The organism is Pseudomonas sp. P4_B3, assembly GCF_056402295.1.
Genome location: NZ_JBFUHR010000013.1, coordinates 16,424 through 36,486 on the forward strand (window position 1 = coordinate 16,424; position 20,063 = coordinate 36,486).

The 20,063-nt window shown below is 59.7% G+C and carries 22 protein-coding genes; 11 read left to right on the forward strand and 11 right to left on the reverse strand.

Annotated features, from left to right (window positions below; genetic code table 11):
* Nucleotides 1-113 precede the first annotated feature (113 nt).
* Entirely contained in the window at nt 114-1,004 is an 891-nt protein-coding gene (gene htpX, locus AC1DWG_RS16485) for a protease HtpX (RefSeq protein WP_007973520.1), read from the forward strand.
* A 102-nt stretch (nt 1,005-1,106) separates the two neighbouring features.
* Here the strand turns inward: htpX and AC1DWG_RS16490 are convergent, their stop codons facing one another.
* Nucleotides 1,107-1,763, reverse strand: a complete 657-nt coding sequence (locus tag AC1DWG_RS16490) for a thiopurine S-methyltransferase (RefSeq protein WP_477788034.1) — start codon at nt 1,761-1,763, stop codon at nt 1,107-1,109.
* 102 nt (nt 1,764-1,865) lie between these two features.
* On the opposite strand from AC1DWG_RS16490, the gene AC1DWG_RS16495 reads away from it, so the two are divergent.
* The gene (locus AC1DWG_RS16495; RefSeq protein WP_477788035.1) at nt 1,866-2,633 is read left to right on the forward strand and encodes a DODA-type extradiol aromatic ring-opening family dioxygenase; all 768 of its coding nucleotides are present in this window, start codon (nt 1,866-1,868) and stop codon (nt 2,631-2,633) included.
* A 71-nt stretch (nt 2,634-2,704) separates the two neighbouring features.
* Here the strand turns inward: AC1DWG_RS16495 and AC1DWG_RS16500 are convergent, their stop codons facing one another.
* On the reverse strand, nt 2,705-4,378 hold the full coding sequence (locus tag AC1DWG_RS16500; RefSeq protein ID WP_150756007.1) for a DEAD/DEAH box helicase: 1,674 nt from the start codon (nt 4,376-4,378) through the stop codon (nt 2,705-2,707).
* A gap of 422 nt (nt 4,379-4,800) precedes the next feature.
* On the opposite strand from AC1DWG_RS16500, the gene AC1DWG_RS16505 reads away from it, so the two are divergent.
* Nucleotides 4,801-5,592, forward strand: a complete 792-nt coding sequence (locus AC1DWG_RS16505; RefSeq protein ID WP_477764704.1) for a crotonase/enoyl-CoA hydratase family protein — start codon at nt 4,801-4,803, stop codon at nt 5,590-5,592.
* 49 nt (nt 5,593-5,641) lie between these two features.
* Here AC1DWG_RS16505 and AC1DWG_RS16510 read toward each other — a convergent pair whose 3' ends face one another.
* On the reverse strand, nt 5,642-6,397 hold the full coding sequence (locus tag AC1DWG_RS16510; RefSeq protein WP_108229894.1) for a spermidine synthase: 756 nt from the start codon (nt 6,395-6,397) through the stop codon (nt 5,642-5,644).
* Nucleotides 6,398-6,547: 150 nt separating this feature from the next.
* Between AC1DWG_RS16510 and AC1DWG_RS16515 the strand changes: the two genes are divergently transcribed.
* On the forward strand, nt 6,548-7,894 hold the full coding sequence (locus AC1DWG_RS16515; protein WP_057713820.1) for a class II 3-deoxy-7-phosphoheptulonate synthase: 1,347 nt from the start codon (nt 6,548-6,550) through the stop codon (nt 7,892-7,894).
* A 122-nt stretch (nt 7,895-8,016) separates the two neighbouring features.
* On the opposite strand, the gene AC1DWG_RS16520 is transcribed toward AC1DWG_RS16515, so the two are convergent.
* Nucleotides 8,017-9,246: a winged helix-turn-helix domain-containing protein gene (locus AC1DWG_RS16520; protein ID WP_477764706.1), complete on the reverse strand. Its 1,230-nt coding sequence runs from the start codon at nt 9,244-9,246 to the stop codon at nt 8,017-8,019.
* Between the two features lie 80 nt (nt 9,247-9,326).
* Nucleotides 9,327-9,542 (reverse strand): DUF1127 domain-containing protein, encoded by a 216-nt coding sequence (locus AC1DWG_RS16525; protein ID WP_007983517.1) that lies wholly within the window; start codon nt 9,540-9,542, stop codon nt 9,327-9,329.
* A gap of 95 nt (nt 9,543-9,637) precedes the next feature.
* Between AC1DWG_RS16525 and AC1DWG_RS16530 the strand changes: the two genes are divergently transcribed.
* Entirely contained in the window at nt 9,638-10,492 is an 855-nt protein-coding gene (locus AC1DWG_RS16530) for a LysR substrate-binding domain-containing protein (protein ID WP_477764707.1), read from the forward strand.
* Here the strand turns inward: AC1DWG_RS16530 and AC1DWG_RS16535 are convergent.
* Nucleotides 10,482-11,231, reverse strand: a complete 750-nt coding sequence (locus tag AC1DWG_RS16535; RefSeq protein ID WP_477764708.1) for a sulfite exporter TauE/SafE family protein — start codon at nt 11,229-11,231, stop codon at nt 10,482-10,484. The two genes, AC1DWG_RS16530 and AC1DWG_RS16535, sit on opposite strands and share 11 nt — an antisense overlap.
* A 111-nt stretch (nt 11,232-11,342) precedes the next feature.
* Here AC1DWG_RS16535 and AC1DWG_RS16540 point away from each other — a divergent pair, with 111 nt between their 5' ends.
* From AC1DWG_RS16540 to AC1DWG_RS16555, 4 genes are all read left to right on the forward strand, one after another.
* Nucleotides 11,343-12,299, forward strand: a complete 957-nt coding sequence (locus tag AC1DWG_RS16540; RefSeq protein ID WP_477754042.1) for a LysR family transcriptional regulator — start codon at nt 11,343-11,345, stop codon at nt 12,297-12,299.
* Between the two features lie 67 nt (nt 12,300-12,366).
* Nucleotides 12,367-12,828, forward strand: coding sequence for a MarR family winged helix-turn-helix transcriptional regulator (locus AC1DWG_RS16545; protein WP_477764709.1), 462 nt, complete (start codon nt 12,367-12,369; stop codon nt 12,826-12,828).
* 284 nt (nt 12,829-13,112) lie between these two features.
* Nucleotides 13,113-13,532, forward strand: a complete 420-nt coding sequence (locus AC1DWG_RS16550; RefSeq protein WP_046031808.1) for an organic hydroperoxide resistance protein — start codon at nt 13,113-13,115, stop codon at nt 13,530-13,532.
* A gap of 34 nt (nt 13,533-13,566) precedes the next feature.
* Entirely contained in the window at nt 13,567-14,580 is a 1,014-nt protein-coding gene (locus tag AC1DWG_RS16555) for an alpha/beta hydrolase (protein WP_477764710.1), read from the forward strand.
* A gap of 71 nt (nt 14,581-14,651) precedes the next feature.
* Here AC1DWG_RS16555 and AC1DWG_RS16560 read toward each other — a convergent pair whose 3' ends face one another.
* Together AC1DWG_RS16560 and earP are read right to left on the reverse strand one after the other, a co-directional pair.
* The gene (locus AC1DWG_RS16560) at nt 14,652-15,221 is read right to left on the reverse strand and encodes an elongation factor P (protein WP_007943632.1); all 570 of its coding nucleotides are present in this window, start codon (nt 15,219-15,221) and stop codon (nt 14,652-14,654) included.
* Nucleotides 15,222-15,269: 48 nt separating this feature from the next.
* A complete protein-coding gene (gene earP, locus AC1DWG_RS16565) occupies nt 15,270-16,412 on the reverse strand; it encodes an elongation factor P maturation arginine rhamnosyltransferase EarP (RefSeq protein ID WP_477788036.1) in 1,143 nt (380 codons plus the stop codon).
* 124 nt (nt 16,413-16,536) lie between these two features.
* Between earP and AC1DWG_RS16570 the strand changes: the two genes are divergently transcribed.
* Both AC1DWG_RS16570 and AC1DWG_RS16575 read left to right on the forward strand, forming a co-directional pair.
* Nucleotides 16,537-16,947 (forward strand): hypothetical protein, encoded by a 411-nt coding sequence (locus tag AC1DWG_RS16570; protein WP_477764712.1) that lies wholly within the window; start codon nt 16,537-16,539, stop codon nt 16,945-16,947.
* A 2-nt stretch (nt 16,948-16,949) separates the two neighbouring features.
* Entirely contained in the window at nt 16,950-17,432 is a 483-nt protein-coding gene (locus tag AC1DWG_RS16575) for a GreA/GreB family elongation factor (RefSeq protein ID WP_477764713.1), read from the forward strand.
* Between the two features lie 16 nt (nt 17,433-17,448).
* On the opposite strand, the gene cysB is transcribed toward AC1DWG_RS16575, so the two are convergent.
* The 3 genes from cysB to AC1DWG_RS16590 form a co-directional block, all read right to left on the reverse strand.
* Nucleotides 17,449-18,423, reverse strand: a complete 975-nt coding sequence (gene cysB, locus AC1DWG_RS16580) for an HTH-type transcriptional regulator CysB (RefSeq protein ID WP_046043380.1) — start codon at nt 18,421-18,423, stop codon at nt 17,449-17,451.
* A gap of 113 nt (nt 18,424-18,536) precedes the next feature.
* Entirely contained in the window at nt 18,537-19,040 is a 504-nt protein-coding gene (locus AC1DWG_RS16585) for a universal stress protein (protein WP_477760129.1), read from the reverse strand.
* Nucleotides 19,041-19,135: 95 nt separating this feature from the next.
* Nucleotides 19,136-20,041 carry a 5'-nucleotidase gene (locus tag AC1DWG_RS16590; RefSeq protein WP_477756259.1) on the reverse strand — a complete coding sequence of 302 codons (906 nt, stop codon included), beginning with the start codon at nt 20,039-20,041 and terminating at the stop codon, nt 19,136-19,138.
* Nucleotides 20,042-20,063 lie beyond the last annotated feature (22 nt).

The window sequence follows — 20,063 nt, forward strand, 5'->3', positions numbered from 1 at the left end:
GACTGTTGCCGTAGGACACAGTTTGAAATAGTCACCCGGTTGAATCCCCCGGTGCAGCACCTTATATACCCCGCAGTACGCTACATCTTTAGCTTGAGGAGATTTCTACAACCATGATGCGCATCCTGCTGTTCTTGGCCACTAACCTGGCGGTCGTGCTGATTGCCAGCATCACCCTGAGCCTTTTCGGCTTCAACGGGTTCATGGCGGCCAATGGGGTTGACCTCAACCTCAATCAGCTGCTGATTTTCTGTGCGGTCTTTGGTTTCGCAGGTTCCCTGTTCTCGCTGTTCATCTCCAAGTGGATGGCGAAGATGAGCACCAGCACCCAGATCATCACCCAGCCACGCACCCGTCACGAGCAATGGCTGCTGCAAACCGTCGAGCAACTGTCCCGCGAAGCCGGAATCAAGATGCCCGAAGTCGGTATCTTCCCGGCCTACGAGGCGAACGCCTTCGCCACCGGCTGGAACAAGAACGACGCATTGGTCGCAGTCAGCCAGGGTTTGCTCGAGCGTTTCTCGCCGGATGAAGTGAAAGCCGTCCTGGCCCACGAAATCGGTCACGTGGCCAATGGCGACATGGTTACCCTGGCGTTGATCCAGGGCGTGGTGAACACCTTCGTGATGTTCTTCGCACGGATCATCGGCAATTTCGTCGACAAGGTGATCTTCAAGAACGAAGAAGGCCAGGGCATTGCCTACTACGTGGCGACCATCTTCGCCGAACTGGTTCTGGGCATTCTGGCCAGCGCCATCGTCATGTGGTTCTCGCGCAAGCGCGAATTCCGTGCCGACGAAGCCGGTGCAAACCTGGCCGGCACCGCCGCGATGATTGGTGCCCTGCAACGCCTGCGGGCGGAACAGGGGCTGCCGGTGCACATGCCCGACACCCTGAACGCCTTTGGCATCAACGGTGGCATCAAGCAAGGGTTCGCTCGCATGTTCATGAGCCACCCGCCACTGGAAGAACGTATCGATGCGCTGGCTCGTCGTCGGGGCTGATAGTTTTGCGGTAATCAAACGGGGCGATCTGATCGCCCCGTTTTTTTTCAAGATCAAAAGATCGTCCGAAGGCTCGGGCCGCGTTCGGACGATCTTTTGCTATTAATGACTCGTCAGGCGATACACCCGCTCCTCCAGCCGCGTAACACCCGCCTCCAGGAATTTCCCGCCGTCACTCAACACATCCTGATCTTCCAAAATCTTCAGCGTCCACGAGTCCCCGAACAACCGCCGCACCTCATCATCGAGTACAGCAAATGGCGGGCCGGGCATTTGCGCCTGGTCATAGTCCAAGGTAATCACCAGGCCATGGGACTCCTTCGGCAGTATCCGCTTCAAATGGGCGGCATAGCGCTCTCGCATTTCCGCCGGCAGCGCGATCAACGCCGCGCGATCGTAAAGCGCGGAGCAATCGGCAACATCGCCTGCCGTCAGCTCGAAGAAATCGCCGCACCACAGTTCAATGGAACCTGCCCGATAGACCTTGAAAGGCCCCTGCTCGCTGACGGCCGGATCAAAGCCATGCTCGCTGAAAAACTCCTCGACGGCTTTTTCCGACAGCTCGACCCCCAAGACCTCATGGCCTTGATGGGCGAGCCATAGCAAATCCAGGCTTTTTCCACATAACGGCACCAACACGCGCGCGCCTTCTTCAAGGCTTAACGCTGGCCAGAACCGCTTCAGATGAGGGTTCACCTGCGGCAGGTGAAAGCCGATCTGGTTCGCCGCCCACTTCTTGTGCCAAAACTCCGGCTGCATAAATAACCCCGAAAATTCGATCAAAACACCCTAAAACTTATATTAGATTTAGATTAATGATCTGACTGAAGATGTTGCATCTTAACTCTCAGGAGCTCATTCATGTTCCCCAGCCTGTACATATCCCACGGCTCCCCCATGCTCGCCCTGGAACCCGGCGCCAGCGGGCCGGCACTCGCCCGCCTGGCCGCCGAGATACCGAAGCCAAAAGCCATCGTGATTGTTTCCGCACACTGGGAAAGCAATGAGCTGCTGGTCAGCGGCAATCCACAACCGCAAACCTGGCATGACTTCGGTGGCTTTCCCAAAGCCCTGTTCGAAGTGCAGTACCCAGCCCCAGGCGACCCACGACTCGCCGCAGAGGTTGCCGGGTTATTGAAAACCGCTGGCTTTCCAGCACGTATCGACAGCAATCGGCCTTTCGACCATGGCGTCTGGGTGCCTTTATCACTGATGTATCCGCAGGCAGACATCCCGATTGTCCAGGTTTCGCTGCCCACCCGTGGCGGCCCCACCCTGCAGACCCGCGTTGGCCACGCGCTGGCCAGCCTGCGCGAGCACGGAGTCCTGCTGATCGGCTCAGGCAGTATCACCCACAACCTGCGGGAACTGGACTGGCATGCCGGTCCCGAAAGCGTTGAGCCTTGGGCTCAGGCGTTTCGTGACTGGATGATCGAAAAACTCGCCGCGAACGACGAAGCCGCGCTGCACGACTATCGCGCGCAGGCACCGAATGCCGTGCGCAACCATCCCAGCGACGAACACTTGTTACCGCTGTACTTTGCCCGTGCCGCCGGTGGGCAGTTCAGCATTGCCCACCAAGGCTTCACCATGGGGGCATTGGGCATGGACATCTATCGCTTCGGCTAGCCAATAAGGCATAAAAAATCCCCGAGCCAGTCGGGGATTTTTTATGTTCGATCAATCAGCCCGAAAGCGGATCAATCTTCGCGGTAGCGACGCAGCTTCAATTGCTTACCGGCAACGCGAGTGTCCTTCAGCTTGGTCAGCAACTTCTCAAGACCATCTTCCGGCAGCTCGACGAGGCTGAAGCTGTCACGCACCTGGATGCGACCGATGGCTTCACGCGCCAGACCACCTTCGTTGAGGATGGCGCCCAGCAGGTTTTTGGCAGCGATACCGTCACGCGCACCCAGCGCGGTACGGCAACGTGCACGGCCTTCGCCCAGTGGCATCGGAGCACGACGCTCGCGGTCACCACGCTCAGGACGATCACCGGAACGCTCTGGACGATCGCCACGCGGTGCATTGTTAGGCACCAGTGGACGTTCTTTCTCGATTGCAGCCAGGGTCAGCGCTTGAGCGTTGGTTGCCTTGCGCAGCAGGGCTGCGGCCAGGGCACGCGGGCTGCAACCGATGTCGGCAGTCAGGCGATCCAGCAGATCACCGTGAGTCGATTCGGCATCGGCCACCAGCGGCGACAGGCTGTTGGTCAGCTTCTTGATGCGCGCATCCAGAACAGCTTGAGCGTCTGGCAGGCGAACTTCAGCAACCTTTTGACCGGTTACGCGCTCGATCACTTGCAGCATGCGGCGCTCACGCGGAGTCACCAGCAGCAGTGCACGACCTTCTCGACCGGCACGGCCGGTACGGCCGATACGGTGAACGTAGGACTCTGGATCGTACGGCATGTCAACGTTGAATACGTGAGTGATGCGCGGAACGTCCAGGCCACGAGCGGCAACGTCGGTCGCCACAACGATGTCCAGACGGCCATCCTTGAGGGAGTCGATCACCCGCTCACGCTGGTTCTGGGCGATGTCACCGTTCAGCGCAGCGGCTTTGTAGCCTTTGGCTTCCAGGGCACTGGCCAGATCCAGGGTCGCTTGCTTGGTGCGCACGAACATGATCAGGGCGTCGAAATCTTCCACTTCCAGCAAGCTGAGAACGGCCGAAGTCTTCTGGTCAGCGTGAACCAACAGGTGAGCCTGCTCGATCGCGGTAACGGTCTGGGTCTTGGTCTGGATCTTCACGTGTTGCGGATCGCGCAGGTGGCGTTCAGCAATGGCTCGGATCGACTGCGGCAGGGTGGCCGAGAACAATACGGTCTGACGGGTGACAGGCAGGGCCTTGAAGATAACTTCCAGGTCGTCCATGAAGCCCAGCTTGAGCATTTCGTCGGCTTCGTCGAGAACCAGGTGGTTCACGGTCGCCAGTACTTTTTCGTCGCGACGCAGGTGGTCGCACAGACGGCCCGGAGTGGCGACAACGATCTGTGCGCCATTACGGATTGCTTTCAGCTGTGGGCCCATCGGCGCGCCGCCGTAGACAGCCACAACAGTTACGCCCGGCATTTGCTTGGCATAGGTTTCGAAAGCGGTTGCAACTTGTAGCGCCAACTCACGAGTTGGGGCCAGGATCAGGGCTTGCGGTTCGCGCTTTGCAGGATCGATGCGATGCAGGATCGGCAGGGCGAACGCAGCGGTTTTACCCGTACCGGTTTGCGCCTGACCAATCATGTCGTGACCGGCCATGATGATCGGGATCGATTGCTGCTGAATAGCCGAAGGCTCTTCGTAGCCAGTCGCGGTGACGGCTGCAAGAATATTCGGATTAAGATTAAAAGCGGCGAAGCCGCCGGTTTCCTGGGTCATGGGTCTGCCTCTAAGTGCATCCGCAAAGACCCATGCTCCAAAGCTGCGCGTGCCGTGTTGAGACTCAAGAGTCGCCCTGGCAGCTTTGTCGGCGGGGATTTGCGAAAACGAATGAATGAAAAGAATCGTCAAGGGAGAGTCCGCAGTACGGACGTGCAGCCGAAGCTGACTTCGGGGAATTGCTCTACCTAAACGCGGCCCGGCTAAAGGCCGGCGCGCACTATACCGGAATTTGCCAAAAAAGGGAGCTTTTTTTATCGGAAATCCACCGGATACGCCGTTGTGTCACAGGCTTTGCGAATAATCGATCAGCCGTCTATTTTTCAAAGGCCCGGCCTTGCGGGTGATGGCGCTAAAACGGTTCACCCTTTGCCGTGCAGTCCGCCGGTCTGGCACGCCCTTCCCACCCCGAGGATCGCTCCATGAATCAGCCCTGCTCCAGTCGAGTCAGCCGCGAACGGCATGGTCATGTGTTCATGATCGGTCTGGATCGGGTGGCAAAGCGCAACGCCTTCGATCTCGATTTGCTCAACGCGTTGAGCCAGGCCTATGGCGAGTTCGAAGCCGACAGCGAGGCGCGTGTGGCGGTGGTGTTTGCTCATGGCGAGCACTTTACCGCCGGGCTCGACCTGGTCAATGCCAGCACCACGCTCGCAGACGGCTGGCAGGTCCCCCCTGGCGGCTGTGATCCGTGGGGGGTGTTCGCAGGCCCCAGGGTCAGCAAACCGGTAATCGTCGCCGCCCAGGGCTACTGCCTGACCATCGGCATCGAGTTGATGCTGGCCGCCGACATCAACCTGTGCGCCAGCAACACCCGATTCGCGCAGATGGAAGTGCAACGCGGGCTCTTCCCGTTCGGCGGCGCCACCCTGCGTCTGCATCAAGTCTCCGGTTGGGGCAATGCCATGCGCTGGTTGTTGACCGGTGATGAATTCGACGCCCGTGATGCCTTGCACCTGGGCCTGGTGCAGGAGGTCATGGCCAGCGAGGACTTGCTGCCCCGGGCGATTGAACTGGCCGAGCGGATCGCCCGGCAGGCACCGCTAGGGGTGCAGGCGACGCTGATGTCTGCTCGACAGGCCCGGTATGAAGGGGAAACCGCTGCTGCACAGGCGTTGCCGCTTCTGGTCAAGAAGTTGATGGCTAGCGAGGACGTCAAGGAAGGTGTGCGGTCGATGCTGGAGAAGCGGCCCGGTATTTTCAAAGGACGCTGAAAATCTGTGTAGGAGCTGCCGAAGGCTCCTACAGGGGGATCTGTGCTCCTCAGGTAGCCGGACGAATGCACTTGATCAATGAATCCAGCGAATACCCCAACCGTGGCGCCAGCGCTTCGGCGCGGGCGATCAGGCCGTCCATGTCCAGTTCCTGATCCAGCTCCGACGGCACGATCAGAATCACGTTGCCCTCCTTCACCGGCAGCTCCCAGTAATGTCGGTGGTACAAACCACGCAACAACGCGGCGCCCAAGGGTTTGCCATCGTCGGTAGCCCATTGATTGATGACCAGCCAGCCCCCCGGGTTCAATCGCTTCTGGCAGTTTTCCAGAAAGCTCCAGGCCAGATGCCCGACACCCGGACCGACATCGGTGTAAAGGTCGACGAAAATCAGATCGGCCGATTCGGCGGTGTCCAGCAGCTCCAGCGCATCGCCAACGCGGATGTACAGGCGCGGATCGTCATCCAGCCCCAGGTACTCGATGGCCAGGCGCGGTACATCCGGGCGCAGTTCGATGGCTTCGACATCTTCCAGCGGCAGGAACTTGAGGCAGGCCTGAGTCAGCGTACCGGCGCCGAGACCGAGAAACAGCGCACTTTCCGGTTGCTCGTGGCACAGCGCGCCGATCAGCATCGCCCGGGTATAGTCGTACTCGAGCCAGCTCGGATCGGCGGTGAACACGCAGCTTTGCTCGATGGCATCACCGAACTCGAGAAAACGGTAATCGGCCACTTCCAGCACACGAATCACGCCGAACTCGTCCTGTACCTCGGCGAGCAGATGCTCGACGCGCTCCTCAGTCATTTCATCTCCTGATCGTCACCGGGGCCGGCAACGCAATAACACCGCGTATAGAGAGCGGCAAAGGCGAGATTGTCGGCGAAGCGACGGGAACAGGTCACGCACTAATTTGCTGATAACATGGAGGCCCGAGCGAAAACACTAGAGACCGTGATGAGCCAACCCTGGAGCCCTGACAGCTGGCGCGCCCTGCCGATCCAGCAACAACCCCAATACCCCGACGCCGCGCATTTGCAGCAGGTCGAGCAGACCCTGGCCAGCTATCCGCCGCTGGTGTTTGCCGGCGAAGCCCGGGAGTTGCGCCGTCAGTTTGCCGAGGTGACCCAGGGTCGCGCGTTTCTGTTGCAGGGTGGCGACTGCGCCGAAAGCTTCGCCGAATTCTCCGCGGCGAAAATCCGCGACACCTTCAAGGTGTTGTTGCAGATGGCGATCGTGATGACGTTTGCCGCCGGCTGCCCGGTGGTCAAGGTCGGGCGCATGGCCGGGCAGTTCGCCAAGCCCCGCTCGGCCAACGACGAGACCATCGACGGCGTGACCTTGCCCGCCTACCGTGGCGACATCGTCAACGGCATCGGTTTCGACGAAAAAAGCCGCGTGCCGGACCCGGAACGCCTGCTGCAGTCCTATCACCAGTCCACCGCCACCCTCAACCTGCTTCGCGCGTTCGCCCAAGGCGGCTTTGCCGATTTGCATCAGGTGCACAAGTGGAACCTGGACTTCATTGCCAACTCGGCACTGGCAGAAAAGTACAGCCACCTGGCCGACCGCATCGATGAAACCCTGGCGTTCATGCGCGCCTGCGGCATGGACAGTTCGCCGCAATTGCGTGAAACCAGTTTCTTCACCGCCCACGAAGCGCTGCTGCTGAACTACGAAGAAGCTTTCGTGCGTCGCGATAGCCTGACCAACGATTACTACGACTGCTCGGCCCACATGCTGTGGATCGGCGACCGCACCCGTCAGCTCGACGGTGCCCACGTCGAATTCCTGCGTGGGGTGAACAACCCGATCGGGGTCAAGGTCGGCCCGAGCATGAACCCCGACGACCTGATTCGCTTGATCGACGTGCTCAACCCGCAGAACGATCCGGGTCGCCTGAACCTGATCGCGCGGATGGGCGCGAACAAGGTCGGCGATCACTTGCCGCAGCTGATCCGCGCCGTCCAGCGTGAAGGCAAGCAGGTGCTGTGGAGTTCCGACCCGATGCACGGCAACACCATCAAGGCCAGCAGCGGCTACAAGACCCGCGACTTCGCGCAGATCCTTGGCGAAGTGAAGCAGTTCTTCCAGGTACACGAAGCCGAAGGCAGTTATGCCGGTGGTATCCATATCGAAATGACCGGGCAGAACGTCACCGAATGCATCGGTGGTGCGCGGCCGATTACCGAGGATGGTTTGTCGGATCGCTACCACACCCATTGCGACCCGCGGATGAATGCCGATCAGTCGCTGGAGCTGGCGTTTTTGATTGCCGAGACACTGAAGCAGGTTCGGCGGTAGATTTTGACTGCCTGATATATCGCCTTCGCGGGCAAGCCCGCTCCTACAGGATTCGCGCCGTACACAAAATCAGTGATCGGCTCGATCACTGTAGGAGCGGGCTTGCCCGCGAAGGGGCCAGCTCAAGCACCGCCAATTTGTGTGAATGCCACCCGCAACCTTGCCGCACTCGCCCGCTGGCAATTCAGCTGAACCTGCGCCAGCCCCAGCCAATCCGCCATCTGCCGCAGATTGACCGCCAACGCCAGCATCCCCTCCTCGTCCAGCCCCGCCTCCTCTTCATGCACCGCATGCACGGCCAAACGGCCCGCCCCCCGTTCGGCGCGCAGGTCTACCCGTGCGGCAATCCGCTCGTTGTGCAAAAACGGCAGGACGTAATAGCCGTACACCCGCTTGTCCTGCGGCGTGTAGATCTCCAATCGATAGCGGAAATCAAACAGCCGCTCCGTCCGGCTGCGCTCCCAGATCAGCGAATCGAACGGTGAGAGCAATGCACTGGCTGCGACTTTGCGCGGCACTTTTGGCTCGGGCAGACAATAGGCCGGTTGCCGCCAGCCCTGGACTTCGCAGGCCAGCAATTCACCGGCCTCGACCAACTCGGCCAAACGGGGACGACTGTCCGCAGGGTTCAAGCGGAAATAGTCACGCAAGTCTTTCTCCGTACCGACTCCCAAGGCCGTTGCCGCATGCCGCAACAGGCCGCGCTGGGCATCGCCTTCACTCAGGACGGGGTGCGCAAGAACCGCCCGGGGAATCACCCGCTCCGGCAGATCGTAGAGCCTTTCGAATCCGCGCCGTCCGGCAACGGTCACTTCACCGGCCGCGAACAACCACTCCAGCGCATGCTTTTCCGCGCTCCAGTCCCACCAGGGACCGGCTCGTTCCTGACGGGTCGACAGACTTCCGGCCCCCAGCGCGCCCTGCTCCTCGACCGAAGCCAGCACCCGGCGAATGGTGTCTTGCTGTTCACGGCCAAAGCGCGCCAATTGCTGATAAATGTCTTCGCCACGGGCTGCACGCTGCATGCGCCAACACATCAATGGGTACATGGAAAGTGGCAATAACGAGGCTTCATGACCCCAATACTCGAACAACGTACGTCGCCTACCCTGACCCCAGGCAGCCTGGTCGAGTAAATCGGAAGAATAGTTACCGAGGCGGGAAAACAGCGGAAGGTAGTGCGAACGCACCAATGCATTGACCGAATCGATCTGCAAAATACCCAGCCGTTCGATCAGGCGATTGAGTGCAACAGCCTTGATCGCCGCTGGCGGCGACCGCCCGTTGAACCCTTGGGCGGCCAGCGCCAGACGCCGAGCCTGGTTGAGGGTAAAGGACAACGTTGCGCGCATGGGTGCCTCCTTGTCTGCTCGCAACCTACCTCACCGGTAAGGGGTTTGTGTAGCGTGGCACTCATCATTTATTGATCGGGTCATTTATGCATCGGGTCATTCCAGAACGGTTTGATCGACTCGTTCTCCACATCCGCACGGCTCATGCCGATGTCCTTGAGTGCTTCGTCGCTCAAGCTCGCCAGCAGTTCGCGCTCGCGATGCAGTTCGTACCAGCGGCCGACCTTGTGCAGCAGATCGGATATCACGTGAATCGAGTGTTTTTCTGCACCGTGGAACTCATGTTGACCTTTCATCTTGTTGCCCTCCGTTTGGATGGCTCCAGTCTCGCGCCGGGTCTAAGATCAATCCAACGAATGTTTCTGATGTCACATATCTCGGAGATTGATGGATGTCCGCCTACCCGAGTATCGATACCGAAGTGTTGCGCACCTTCGTCGCCATCGCCGACCAGGGCGGCTTTACCCGCGCCGGCGAAATCGTCAACCGCACCCAGTCAGCCGTCAGCATGCAGATGAAACGCCTGGAAGAAGATGTGCTGCAGCGTCAGTTGTTCCAGCGCGACGGGCGGCAGGTGCGGCTGACGGCTGAAGGCCAGGTGTTGCTGGGCTATGCGCGGCGGATCCTCAAGCTGCACAGTGAGGTCTTCAATACCTTGCGCGAACCCGACATGGTCGGCACGGTGCGCATCGGCACGCCGGACGATTATGTGATGCGATTCCTCCCGGGGATTCTGCGCCGGTTTGCCCAGACCTACCCGCTGATTCAGATAGAAGTGCACTGCGAATCATCCAAGCAACTGCTGATGCGCCAGGACCTCGACCTGTCCATCGTCACCCGCGAGCCGGGCAGCGAAATCGGCCAGTTGTTGCGCAAGGAACGTTTTGTCTGGGCCGAAGCGCAATGCTACAGCGCTCATGAGCAGACGCCGCTGCCGCTGGCAATGTTCAACAGTGATTGCTTCTGCCGCCTGTGGGCCTGCAATGCCCTGGATGCCCAAGGGCGCGACTACCGGGTGGCGTACAACAGCGACAGCCTGTCGGCGATCATGGCAGTAGTCAGCGCCGGGCTGGCCGTCACGGCGCAGCTTGAAAGCCTGATCACCGCGGACATGCGCATCCTCGGTGCAGCCGAGGACCTGCCGTTGCTGCCCGAGGCCAGCATCATGCTCGTGCGCAACCTGCATAACCCGTCACCGATCACCGAGTGCCTGGCCGAGCACATCATCGAAGGCTTCAAACTTTGAAGGCGAGCATCGCCGCACAGAACACCAGGAACCCGCAAAACAGCCCGCGCAGCAGCCGCTCCGGCAATGCGTGGGCAACCTTCACGCCCCAACTGATGCTCATCAGCCCGCCGACCGCCAAGGGTAAGCCGATCACCCAGCTGACCTGATGGTGCACGGCGTAAGTCACCAGCGTCACCCCGGTACTCGGCAAGGCCAGCGCCAACGACAACCCCTGCGCAACCACTTGGCTGGTGCCGAACAGACTGGTCAGCACCGGTGTCGCCACCACCGCGCCCCCCACGCCAAACAACCCGCCCATCGTGCCCGATGCAGCACCCAGTACGCCCAGCCAGGGCCATGAATAGTTCATCTGCGAAGCCGGCGGAGCGCTGGCGGCGAACATGCGAACGAGGTTGTACGCCGACAGCGCGATCAGAAACGCGACAAAGCCTATGCGCATGGTTTGCGCATCGATACCTACCGCCCAGATCGATCCGAGCCAGGCGAAGCAGAACCCCATGATCGCAAGCGGTAGCGCGTGGCGCAGTTCGATCCGGTTGCGCTGATGATAGCGCCACAGCGCCAGCATCACGTTCGGCACCACCATCACCAGCGCTGTGCCTTGGGCTATCTGCTGATCGAGCCCGAACAGCACGCCCAGCAGCGGAATGGCGATCAGGCCGCCGCCGATGCCAAACAACCCCCCGAGCGTGCCCAACGTAGCGCCGAACACCAGATACATCAAAAACTCAATCACAGCATTTTCCCCGTTGCCGTCAGGCCTTTGATCCTACGCAGTTGCTTCTGGCGCGGAAACGCACAGCATCGCACAATGGCTGTGCCAAATTCGCACAAGCGCAAACCTGCCATGAACCCCAATCAACTGACCGACCAACTGGTCTTGTTCCTCGACGTGCTGGAAACCGGCAGTTTTTCCGCCGCCTCGCGCCGTCATCCGCTGACCCCTTCGGCCGTGGCACGGCGAATCGACAGCCTGGAAAGCGCGGTCGGCAGTCAGCTGTTCCTGCGCAGCACTCATGCAGTACGCGCCACCCCGGCGGGATTGGCCTTTGCCGAGCGCGCACGGCGGATCGTCGCCGAGTTGCGCCTGGCCCGGGCCGAAGCGGTGTCTCTGAGCAGCGCGCCGGAAGGTCTGATTCGCATCGATGCGCCGACAGCCTTTGGGCGCCGGCACCTGGCACCGGTGATCGCCGATTTCCTCTTGCTCTATCCCGGTCTCGATGTGCAACTGCACCTGATCGACAGCTTCGTCGACATGCAGGGCCTGAACCTCGGCAAGGTCGATCTGGTGCTGCGCGCCGGGCAATTGGCCGATACCCGGCTGGTAGCCACGCCACTGGCGAGCATGGTGCGTATCGCCTGCGCCAGCCCTGATTACTTGCAGCGTCGCGGCGTGCCAACCGAGCCCTCACAACTGACTGAACACGACGGACTCGACTGGGATGGCCTGGCCCCGCCCTTCGCCTGGCGTTTCGAGCGCGACGGGCAAATGCAGTTGCACCGGCCGGCGCGGGTCCGCATGAGTGCCAACAATGCCGAGGCGCTGGTCTGCGGCGCGCTGGCCGGACTGGGTATCGCGCACCTGCCAACCTGGCTGGTCAGCGAGTACCTGTTGCGGGGTGAGTTGCTGCCGCTGTTCTGCGACAGCGGCCTGCCGAAACCGGAAAGCACCGGCATCTACGCCTTGCGCCTGGAACAGCAACCCAACTCCCGCAGTCGCTTGTTGCTGGAGTACCTGAAAACCCGCTTCAGCCCGGTTCCACCCTGGGATCTGCTGCTGCAAACCCATTTGCAACAGCACTGATCAAATTTATCTGGCGCATTAAAGATTCGCCCGCTAGATTCCTAAGATCACAGATCAAGGCTTCGACATGACCACCGAGCGCAACTCCCCGGACAACTGCGACAACCTGCTGCTGGATAATCAGGCCTGCTTCGCCCTGCACTCCACTTCGCTGATGATGACCAAGGTCTACAAACCCTTGCTGCAAGCGCTGGGCCTGACCTACCCGCAATACCTGGCGATGATGGTGTTGTGGGAAAGGGACGGTTTGACCGTAGGTGAAATCAGCACGCGGTTGCTGACCGATCCAGGCTCGTTGACGCCGCTGCTCAAGCGCCTGGAAGCCGAAGGCCTGCTCAGCCGAACCCGCAGCCGCGAAGATGAGCGTGTGGTGATCGTCGAACTCACCGAACAGGGCCGGACCTTGCGCGACAAGGCCCGGGATATTCCCCAGTGCATCCTCGGCGCTAGCGGGATGACACTGGAGCGCCTGCAAAACCTGCAAGCGGAGCTGCAAGAGTTGCGTCGCCACCTGCAAGACAGCCTCTAGTCTTCAATCCACCACAAATCCCCTGTGGGAGCGGGCTTGCTCCCACATTTGCTTTGTGCTGTCCCACAGAACTCGATTCCCCTTCCGAAAAGCCGCCTGCATAACCTCCAGTCGCTCTAACTCAATAGTTCCAGCCAATCCTTCTCAACCGTTCGTCTGTCCTGGCAAATTTATTTTGTTTTTTATCTTGCGCGCTAAATGTTTGCGCGATACATTCATCTCGCACTTACTTAGCGCGCAAACATTTAGCGCAAACACACCAAACATTAAACGAGGCTTTCACCATGCAAACTCTCTACACCGCAATCGCAACTTCCACCGGTGGCCGTGACGGTCGTGCGGTTTCCAGCGACAACATCCTCGACGTCAAACTCGCTACCCCGAAAGAACTCGGCGGTGCCGGCGGCGCAGCCACCAACCCTGAGCAACTGTTCGCCGCCGGCTACTCCGCCTGCTTCATCGGCGCCCTGAAATTCGTGGCCAGCCAGACCAAGCGCAGCATCCCGAACGACGCTTCGATCACCGCCCATGTCGGCATCGGCCAGATCCCTGGCGGTTTCGGTCTGGACATCGACCTGCACATCAGCCTGCCCGGTCTTGAACAAGCCGACGCACAAGCACTGGTCGACGCGGCCCACCAGGTCTGCCCGTACTCCAACGCCACCCGTGGCAACGTCGATGTGCGTCTGCACGTAACCGTCTAAGCGCTGACTACCCAGGCCCGAACAGGAAACGAACATGAACACTTTCAGCAAAGTCTTGACCGGTACCCTTCTCGCCTTGTCCATCAGCAACGCGTTCGCAGGTACTGGGGTTGAACACAACACCCAGGCATTCCTCGACGTTCTGAACGCCGGTACCGGCAAGCCGATGGAGCAAATGACGCCCGCCGAGGCCCGCGCCGTTCTGGTAGGCGCGCAGGCCGGGGTGAAGCTGACGCAGCCAAAAGCCGATGTCAGCCAGAAGACCATTCAAGTCGACGGCCAACCGATCAGCCTGACCATCGTCCGGCCGGCCGGGGTCAAGGGTGAGCTGCCCGTATTCATGTTCTTCCACGGCGGTGGCTGGGTACTGGGAGATTTCCCGACCCACGAGCGGCTGGTACGTGACCTGGTGACGGGTTCGGGTGCAGCGGCCGTCTTCGTCAACTACACGCCGTCGCCGGAAGCGCATTACCCGGTGGCAATCAACCAGGCTTACGCGGCGACCCAATGGGTGGCCGGGCACGGTAAAGAGATCAACGTCGATGGCAAGCGCCTGGCAGTAGCCGGCAACAGTGTCGGCGGCAACATGGCGGCCGTGGTTGCGCTGATGGCCAAGGACAAGGGCACACCGGCGATCAAGTTCCAGGTGCTGTTGTGGCCGGTGACTGATGCCAACTTCGAAACAGCGTCCTACAACCAGTTCGCCGAAGGGCACTTCCTCACCAAAAACATGATGAAGTGGTTCTGGGACAACTACACCACCGACGCCAATCAACGGAACGAGATCTACGCCTCACCACTGCGCGCGACCACCGCCCAGTTGAAAGGATTGCCTCCAGCGCTGGTGCAGACCGCCGGTGCCGACGTGTTGCGCGATGAAGGCGAAGCCTACGCCCGCAAACTCGATGAAGCCGGTGTGCCGGTGACCTCGATTCGCTACAACGGCTTGATCCACGACTACGGTTTGCTCAACGTGGTAAGCCAGGTGCCGGCGGTGCGTTCGGCGATGTTGCAGGCTTCGCAGGAGCTCAAGGAACACTTGAAGTAAAGCTCAAGCAATTTTTCAGGCACAAAAAAGCCCGACTCAATGGTCGGGCTTTTTCATTCCTCAAGCGGTGCTTATTTGGCACGGCCTTTGTAGGAACCGCCTTCGCGGGTATCGATCTCGATCATGTCGCCGATTTCGATGAAGTCAGCAACCGACAGCTCGGTACCGTTCTTCAGTTTGGCAGGCTTCATCACCTTGCCGGAAGTGTCGCCGCGAGCGGAACCTTCGGTGTAGTCAACCTGACGCACGATGGTGGTCGGCAGCTCTACGGAAACCAGACGCTCTTCGAAGAAGATCGCTTCGCAAACATCGGTCATGCCTTCTTCAACGAAAGGCAGAACGGCTTCGATGTCTTCAGCGTTCAGCTCGTACATGGTGTAGTCGGTGGTGTCCATGAACGTGTAGGTATCGCCGCTGATGAAGGACAGGGTCGCTTCTTTGCGGTCGAGGATTACGTCGTCCAGTTTGTCGTCGGCGCTGTAAACGATCTCGGTCTTGTAACCGGTCAGCAGGTTCTTCAGCTTGGTCTTCATGATCGCGCTGTTACGACCGGACTTGGTGAATTCAGCTTTCTGAACCAGCCAAGGATCGTTTTCGAGACGAATCACGGTCCCGGGTTTCAGTTCTTTACCAGTTTTCATTGCGAATATCCGAATTTGGATGGGATTTACAAAAATCTAGGCCGCGTATCATATCCAATTTCCATAAAACTGTACCAGCGCCGTGGCAAGATCGGCCTGCAAGGCCTGTTCCAGACACCACGCCTCGGCGTGTTTTTCCAGCTCTGGCCAGTGTTTACGGGTGAATTGCCAGTGGTCGGCTATTTTTTCACCAGCGTTCCACGCCCGCCAGAGACCGCTGATCGCCTCCCGCGCAGGTTCAGAAAGCCCCTTTATATAGACTTCGAGGAAGGCCTCGAGTTTGTCCAGATGGATATCTTCTTCCTGCCGGTAGATGTGCCAGAGAAATGGCCGGCCGGCCCATTGAGCGCGCACAAAGGAGTCTTCGCCGCGCACGGCATTGAAATCGCAACACCATAGCAACAAGTCGTATTGGTCCTGGCGGACGAATGGCAGCACTTGCACGGTCAAGGCATCACGCACATGCACGGCACCGGCCGCCAAACCCTCCACACCGAGCCAACGCTCTACGTCGCCGAGAATCCGCCCTTCCGGCACCAGCAGATGAGTGGCCGTAGAATCGCCAGCCATCGCATCGAGCCAACTGGCCAGCCCGGTGTTTTCGTAGGCAAACAATGAGATCAACTGCGCACCGGGTGCACGATCAATCCCCAAACCGTGCAGGAATTCTTTTTGAGCCTGCGGGTTTTGCTGAAATTGCCGACGACGCTCAAGCAATCCACGCTCACGTAACAACCCGCCAGTGCCCTTCTGGAACCCCGGAAAGAAAAAGAACTTCTGCACGCTTTTGTACTTCACCGAGGGCAAACCGTGGCAGCCGATCACCCAGTCCTCGGCACTCAGGTAGTCGAGGTTCATCCACAGCGGCGTCTTTTCCCGTTCGGCCATGGCGTCCATGTAGACGCTCGGCAATTGGCAGGCAAATGCAGCAATCACCACATCGGCGGCTTCGGTCGGTTGCCACTCGGCTGGCCATTGGCGCACTTCGACGTTTTGTTGCCACTGCTGCGCAGCGTGGATGTCGATTTCCGGGCACAGGCGCTCGAACGCTCGCAGATCATCGACCCATAGACGCACCGCCAGCCCATGTTCGGCGACCAGTTGTCGGGCCAGTCGCCAGGTCACGCCGATGTCGCCGAAGTTATCGACTACGGTGCAAAAAATATCCCAGCGGGTTTTCATTTCAGGCATTCCAGGTTCCCGTTGGCAAAGGCGCCGATTGTCCGCATAAATTACCCCGTGCAGAAGAGCCGACGGTGATTATTCTTCATGCGACAATCGCCACTCGCCCGTGACCTTTCGCCAGGAAGCAACCATGCCCCACCGCCCCACTCCGCACCGCTCTTTCCCAATCAGCCTCAATGCCCTGCAATTGACCGGCAGCATCGCCCTCGGCATGTGGCTGGGATTCATTGCCATTGTGCTGACCTGCTGGCTCGCTTCGCGCCTGCTTTTCAGCGAGCAACTGGCACCTGTGGCAGCAGCTGTGGAGCAACTGGCCAAACCACCGGTGGCAGCGCAACCGGTGCCGGACATTCCGCCACAGAGTCCGTTGTTTGAGCAATATGAAGAAAACCTGCGCAAGAACGAGCAGCAGCAACGGCTCGATCAGGCGCGCAGCAGCAGTCGCAACCTATCCAACCCAAGCTGTCAGTTCTGGCTGCAACAGGACCGGACTGCACCCAGCGAAAAAAGCCGCGCCAACGTCCTGCAATTCTGCGATTGATCATGAATAAGCACACAGTCCACCAACTGATTCTCGACAAGCTGCGGATCGATCTAGACATCGCCGAGCGGGCCGCGCAAACCGCTTACGAAACGGCGACCCATGAAGAAAACATCGCCGAGAACAAATACGACACCCTGGGGCTGGAAGCGTCCTATCTCGCGGCCGGGCAAGCCAGGCGGGTCGAGGAAATTCGCCAGTCACTGAGCCTCTGCCAGAACCTGGCCCTGCGCCCGTATGACGATCAGCGGGGCATCGAAGTGGGCGCGCTGCTCGGGCTCGAGGACGAAAGGGGGCGCGAACAATGGCTGTTTCTCGCCCCCGATGCAGCCGGATTGAAGGTCGATCTGGTGGGGCAACTGATAACCGTCATCACACCGCGCTCACCGCTGGGCAAAAGCCTGCTGGGCAAGTTCGAGGGCGATGAGGTGGAGATTCTGGTGGCGGGCGCTCGGCAACAGTTCGCTGTCACCGAGGTGGTTTGACCGGCAGGAAACACTATCAGTGAACGGGCAGTTCGACGCCCTCGAACAGCTCTTCCAGTTCCTGCTTGTTGTGACACTGAATGGCCTTGGCCATGACTTCGCGGGTCAGGTGCGGCGCGAACTTCTCGATGAAGTCGCACATGAAACCCCGCAGGAAGGTGCCGCGACGGAAGCCGATCTTGGTCACGCTGGACTCGAACAGTTCGCTGGCATCAAGCACCACCAGGTCGCTGTCGAGTTTGCTGTCGACAGCCATTTTCGCCACGATGCCCACGCCCAGACCCAGGCGAACATAGGTCTTGATCACGTCGGCGTCGGCGGCGGTGAACACCACTTTCGGCGTCAGGCCACGATGGCTGAATGCTTCGTCGAGCTTCGACCGGCCGGTAAAACCGAACACGTACGTCACGATCGGGTATTCGGCCAGGGCTTCGAGGGTCAGTTTCGACAGTTTGGTCAGCGGGTGGCCCTGAGGCACGACCACGCAACGGTTCCAGCGGTAGCACGGCATCATCACCAGATCACCGAACAGCTCGAGCGCTTCGGTGGCGATGGCGAAATCCACGGTGCCGTCGGCGGCCATTTCGGCGATTTGCATGGGCGAACCCTGATGCATATGCAGGGCCACGTCCGGGTATTGCTTGATGAAATTGCTGATCACCGGCGGCAACGCATAACGCGCCTGGGTGTGAGTGGTGGCAATCGACAGGGTGCCCTTCTTCTCGTTGGAGAATTCCTGGGCGATCTGCTTGATGCTTTCAACCTTGCGCAGAATTTCGCCAGCGGTGGTGATGATGCGTTCGCCGGCCGGGGTAACGCGGGTCAGGTGCTTGCCGCTGCGGGCAAAAACCTCGACGCCCAGTTCGTCTTCCAGCAGACGGATCTGTTTACTGATGCCCGGTTGAGAGGTGTAAAGGCTTTGGGCTGTAGCGGAAACGTTGAGGTCGTGGTGCGCCACTTCCCAGATGTAGCGCAATTGTTGAAGCTTCATATGAATCCCTCAAAGCAGGTAGACGCCACGGGCATGAGCGACGATATATAACTATATTAATGGTTCGAAGAATAAATCTAGAACTTTTTTGTCAAATTGCCATTATTCGTGTTCTAGAGATCCCCTTGGCGACGACGTTGCACCAGCGGCACCAGATAGACCGGCACCTTGGACAGTTGCAGCACACGGGCGGCGGTTCGCCCCAAAGGCGTTTCCGCACCCGCACCGTGGCTGTGACTTCCTACGATCAACAAATCCACGGAGAGTTTCTGCGCCTGGTCCAGAATCACCTGCGATGGGTCGCCCTGCACCACCCGTACTGCCTGAATCCGCTCCAGATCGTGCTCCCCTTCATCCCCCAACTCCTCACGAAAACTGTCGAGCACCCGCTGCTCGATACTGGCAATCACTGTATTCAGGCCCTGGCTGTGAAACTCGTTCAGCGCCTGTTCATCGAGATAACTTTGCAGCACCGACTCGGCAAACAACCCCATGGGTTCAACCGCATGCACCACATACAAATCGGCATTGAAGGTCCGGGCCAGTTCCAGGGCATGCTGCATCACCACGGGCGCGTACAGGCCAAGGTCAGTGGCATACAGCATCGAACGAATCATATGACCTCCTCGACTGCCAACATGGCGGAGATTTGATTCAGCTTAGCAGTGCCTTGGCGACTACGACATGCGGCGCAACGCATTGAACAGTGGGCTTAAACCTTTTGCTCGTTGCTTATGCCATGGGGCACATGACCGGTGGCGACGACTTCACGGGCCAATTCGCAGTGGCCGGCCTGATCGTCGAAAAACACATCGGCCGCGAAGGCTTCGAGAAAGGCTGACTTGGTCAGGCCGCCGAGGAACAGCGACTCGTCGAGACGGATGTCCCATTCGCGCAACGTGCGAATCACTCGCTCATGGGCCGGCGCCGATCGCGCCGTGACCAGCGCAGTACGGATCGGACAGGCGTCCTCCGGGAACTCACGCTGCAACAGATTGAGGGCCGCGAGAAAGCCCTTGAACGGCCCACCGCGCAACGGCTCGCGGGCGGCCTCACGCTCGCTGGCCTGGAACGCCTCCAGACCACCGGCCTGATAAACGCGCTCCGACTCATCGGAAAACAGCACCGCGTCTCCGTCGAAGGCGATGCGCAATTCGTCGCTGGCCGCACGACTGGCACCGCCCGACAGAATGGTCGCTGCGGCGAACCCGGCGTCCAGTGCATTGCGTACGTCTTCGGCGTGGGTCGAGAGAAACAGGTCGCAGCCAAAGGCCTTGAGGTAGGGATACGGACTGCGCCCGCCGACAAAGGCCGCGCGAGAGATTGCCAGTCCGTAATGGTCAATCGAGTTGAATACCCGCAGCCCGGTGTCGGCGCTGTTGCGCGACACCAGAATCACCTCGACCCGGGCACGGCCAAGGCTATTGTTGAGGTTCAGGAGTTTCTGCACCAACGCAAAGGCATCGCCGGGTTGGAGGATTTCGTCTTCGTGTTCGATCTGATACTGCCGGTAGGCTTCGACACCGCTCGACAGATAGACCTTGTGGCTTTCGCTCAGGTCGAACAGCGCTCGCGAAGAAATCGCCAGCACCAGTTTGTCGTCAATTGCCTTCGGCATGCCCTTCTCCCTCAGGTTGGTC